Origin of the sequence: Parabacteroides sp. CAG:2 (assembly GCF_000436315.1) — a bacterium.
In the GTDB taxonomy this organism is placed as follows: domain Bacteria; phylum Bacteroidota; class Bacteroidia; order Bacteroidales; family Tannerellaceae; genus Parabacteroides; species Parabacteroides distasonis.
On sequence record NZ_FR885311.1, the window covers coordinates 1 to 542 of the forward strand.

The 542-nt window shown below is 48.0% G+C and carries 1 protein-coding gene; it reads left to right on the forward strand.

Annotated features, from left to right (window positions below; genetic code table 11):
* Positions 1-542: site-specific integrase (locus QVP94_RS12475; protein ID WP_288213270.1), on the forward strand; the 542-nt coding region annotated here is incomplete at both ends.

Consider the following 542-nt stretch of genomic DNA (forward strand, 5'->3'; position numbering starts at 1 on the left):
TCCTTGCGGCGTGTACAGTTGACCGTTCGGTTGATGTTTGCGTTCAGCGGGATAGCGTTTGTGGATCTTGCGCATTTGAAATGGGAGAATATCCGGGATGGGATATTGCAGTATCACCGACAAAAGAGCGGGTCTCTCATACAGCTGGAGATTCCCTCCGGGGCGTTGCGGCTGTTGGATGAGTTGTCCGCTTGTACGGCAAAGGAATCCCTTTATTTATTTCCTTTTTTGAGTGGAACGAGAACCGGTGAGGCGGCCTACAAAGAATATAACAGGACCTTGTCCCGCTTTAACCATGACTTGAAGTTGTTGGCGAGATCGACAGGCGTTACGCTTCCGGTCACCTCATATACGATCCGTCATTCATTCGCCTCGTTCTTGAAGGAACAAGATGTATCGATCGAGGTTATCAGTGAGTTGTTGGGGCATAAGTCTATTAAGACAACACAGATCTATTTGAAGAGCTTCTCGTTGGAACGTTTGTCGACAGTGAACCGGAATTGTTTTGAGAGCGTGTGTAAACCGATACCCAAAGTGGGGTA